Below are 3432 nucleotides of genomic sequence, written 5' to 3'. Positions count from 1 at the left end.
CAGTCGGTCTATGCCCAGAACATCGCCTACGGCCCCACCAACACCAAGGCACTGGCCTCGCTCAGCCCCAAGGTGCTGGCCGACCTGCCGACCTCGGCCACCAACGCCAAGGACGCGCTGCAGTTCAACGTCGGCTTCTGGGCCGACCAGGGCGAGGCGCTCGAGAAGCGCTTCGCATCCTGGGCCACGCAGTAAGCGGGCAGGCAAGAGGCCATGCAAGCGGCAATGCCTGTCCCCCAGGCCTTCGCAGAGGCGCCGCCGGGCGAGCTCCGGCGTGCGCTGGCGCGCGCCGAGTCGCGCCGCAAGTGGCGCGCCTTTGCGCTCACGGCGCCGCTCCTGGTGTTTTTGCTGCTGACGCTGCTGGTGCCGATCGTGGCGCTGCTGCAGCGCGCGGTCGAGAACCCCGAGGGTGCCAACGCGCTGCCGCGCACCGTGCGCGCGCTCGACGGCTGGAACCGCAAGGAGGCGCCCGCGCCCGCGGCCTATGCCGCCATCGCGGCCGACCTCGCCCAGCTGCCCGACAGCTCCGACGCGGGCGCCCTGGCGCGCCGCCTCAACACCGAGATCGCAGGCGCCCGCTCGCTGGTGATGGGCACCTTCCGGGCATTGCCGATCGCCGGCACGCCGGACGAGGTCAAGGCGCGCATGCTGGAGATCGATCCGCGCTGGGGCGAGCTGCCGTTCTGGCAGGCGATTGCCAAGAACGGTTCGCGCTGGACGCCCGACTACCTGCTCGCCTCGGTCGACCTGCGGCGCGACGTGGCCGGCGAGGTGGAGCGCATGCCCGCCGACCAGCGCGCCTTTGCCGGCATCCTGCTGCGCACCTTCAACATCAGCGCCGTGGTCACCTTCTTCTGCCTGCTGCTGGCCTATCCGCTGGCTTGGTGGCTGTCGACGCTGCCGGCGCGCAAGGCCAACGTGCTGATGATCCTGGTGCTGGTGCCGTTCTGGACTTCCATCCTGGTGCGCGTGGCGGCCTGGATCGTGCTGCTGCAGTCCGAGGGGCTGGTCAACCGCGGCCTGATGGGCATCGGCCTGATCGACCATCCGCTGGCGCTGCTGTTCAACCGCACCGGCGTGATCATCGCGATGGTGCACATCCTGCTGCCCTTCATGATCCTGCCGCTCTACAGCGTGATGAAGAGCGTGCCGCCCACCTACCTGCGCGCGGCCGTCTCGCTGGGCAGCTCGCCGCTGGCGGCGTTCTTCCGCGTGTACGTGCCGCAAACCTACCCGGGCATTGGCGCCGGCGCGCTGCTGGTGTTCATCCTGGCCATCGGCTACTACGTGACGCCGGCGCTGCTCGGCGGCGCGGACGACCAGATGCTGAGCTACTACATCGCGCGCTACACCAACGTGGAAATCAACTGGGGCATGGCCTGCGCGCTGGGCGCCGTGCTGCTCGCCGCCACGCTGGTGCTGTATGCGGTGTACCGCCGCATCGGCAAGGCCGAGCTGAGCCTCGGCTGAGCGGCACGAAGGACCGACACGCATGTTCAAGCTTCCCCAATTCCCGGCCTATGCCACCTTCGCCGACAAGCTCGGCTGGTGGGCGGTGCGCGCGGGCTGCATCGCGGTGCTGGCCTTTCTGCTGGCGCCGATCCTGGTGGTGATTCCGCTGTCGTTCTCCGACAGCTCGTTCCTGGCCTACCCGATCCGGGGCTGGTCGCTGCAGTGGTACCGCAACCTCTTCGATTCGCCCGAGTGGGGGCGCGCGGCACGCAACAGCTTCATCGTTGCGCCGGCCGCCACGGTGCTGGCCACTGTGCTGGGCACGCTGGCGGCGGTGGGGCTGTCGCGCACGAGCTTCGCCTTCAAGGGCCTGCTCATGAGCGTGCTGATCTCGCCGATGGTGGTGCCGATCGTGGTGGTGGGCGTCGCCACGTATCTCTACTTCGCGCCGCTCGGGCTGGCCGACACCTACATCGGGCTGATCGTGGTGCATGCGGCGCTGGGTGCGCCCTTTGTGCTGACCACCGTGCTGGCCACGCTGGCGGGCTTCAACCACAACTTGGTGCGTGCATCRCTGAGCCTGGGCGAGACACCGTTCAGAACCTTCATGCGCGTCACGCTGCCGGTGATTGCGCCGGGCGTGATCTCGGGTGCGCTGTTCGCCTTTGCCACCTCGTTCGACGAAGTGGTGGTCACCTTGTTCCTCGCGGGGCCCGATCAGGTGACCTTGCCGCGCCAGATGTTCACCGGCATCCGCGAGAACATCTCGCCCACCATCGCCGCCGTGGCAACGCTGCTGATCGTCTTCACCACCACGCTGCTGCTCGCGCTCGAATGGCTGCGCGGCCGGCGGCGCTGAACCCGCACACGCACCATGCCCACCGCCACACCGAACCAGCCGCTCGGCGGCAACACGATGCCGCGCTTCGCCGGTCCCGGCACGATGATGCGGCTGCCGTCCGCAACTTCGCCTGAGGGGCTGGACGCGGCCTTCATCGGCGTGCCACTGGACATCGGCACCTCCAACCGGCCGGGCGCGCGCTTCGGGCCGCGCCAGATCCGCGCCGAGTCGGYATTGCTGCGGCCCTACAACATGGCCACCGGCGCGGCGCCTTTCGACCGGCTGAACGTGGCCGACCTGGGCGACGTGCCGATCAACACCTATTCGCTCGAAAAATCGATCGACATCATCTCGGACTTCTATGGCGCGGTGCTGGCCACCGGCTGCGCGCCGCTGACGCTCGGCGGCGACCACACCATCGCGTTGCCGATCCTGCGCGCGGTGGCGCGCAAGCATGGCCCGGTCGCGCTGGTGCATGTGGATGCGCATGCGGACGTCAACGACGACATGTTCGGYGAGCGCATTGCCCACGGCACGCCGTTCCGGCGCGCGGTCGAGGAAGGCCTGCTGGCCTGCGACAAGGTCTGGCAGATCGGCCTGCGCGGCACCGGCTACGCGGCGGACGATTTCGACTGGCCGCGCCAGCAGGGCTTCACGGTGGTGCAGGCGCACGAGGTCTGGTACCAGTCGCTGGCGCCGCTGATGGCGCAGGTGCGCGAGCGCATCGGGCCGGCGCACCCGGTCTACATCAGCTTCGACATCGACGGCATCGACCCTTCGTTTGCCGGCGGTACGGGCACGCCCGAGATCGGCGGGCTCACCGTGCCACAGGCGCTGGAGATCGTGCGCGGCTGCCGGGGCTTGAACGTCGTCGGGGCCGATCTGGTGGAGGTCAGCCCGCCGTACGACGTCAGCGGGAACACCGCGCTGCTGGGGGCCAATCTTCTGTATGAGATGTTGTGTGTGCTGCCTGGGGTGCCTTATCGGTGAGGGGCTTTGCGTGGACGCTGCTGTTTTCAGGGCGCGTGCAAAGGCCACCGGGTACTCCCCTCCGCGAATGTCCCCCGCCTTCGGCTCCTCCTTTATTTCGCTGCGGGGAGCACCCGATGCCCTGTGCACGATGGGCGCTGCCGTGGTGC

3 protein-coding genes and 1 pseudogene are annotated in these 3432 nt (G+C 68.9%); all 4 read left to right on the top strand.

What is annotated here, in order from left to right:
- Positions 1-195, top strand: a pseudogene (locus tag AC1DOC_RS25230) (ABC transporter substrate-binding protein); the annotation flags it as partial.
- A 30-nt stretch (positions 196-225) separates the two neighbouring features.
- On the top strand, positions 226-1470 hold the full coding sequence (locus AC1DOC_RS25225; protein WP_478130728.1) for an ABC transporter permease: 1245 nt from the start codon (positions 226-228) through the stop codon (positions 1468-1470).
- 22 nt (positions 1471-1492) lie between these two features.
- Positions 1493-2311 carry an ABC transporter permease gene (locus AC1DOC_RS25220; RefSeq protein ID WP_015867460.1) on the top strand — a complete coding sequence of 273 codons (819 nt, stop codon included), beginning with the start codon at positions 1493-1495 and terminating at the stop codon, positions 2309-2311.
- A gap of 15 nt (positions 2312-2326) precedes the next feature.
- On the top strand, positions 2327-3283 hold the full coding sequence (speB, locus tag AC1DOC_RS25215; protein WP_478130727.1) for an agmatinase: 957 nt from the start codon (positions 2327-2329) through the stop codon (positions 3281-3283).
- The last annotated feature ends 149 nt before the right edge of the window (positions 3284-3432 follow it).

This window comes from Variovorax sp. 01T439_2, from assembly GCF_056398445.1.
This window is presented reverse-complemented; position numbering and strand designations above follow the sequence as displayed.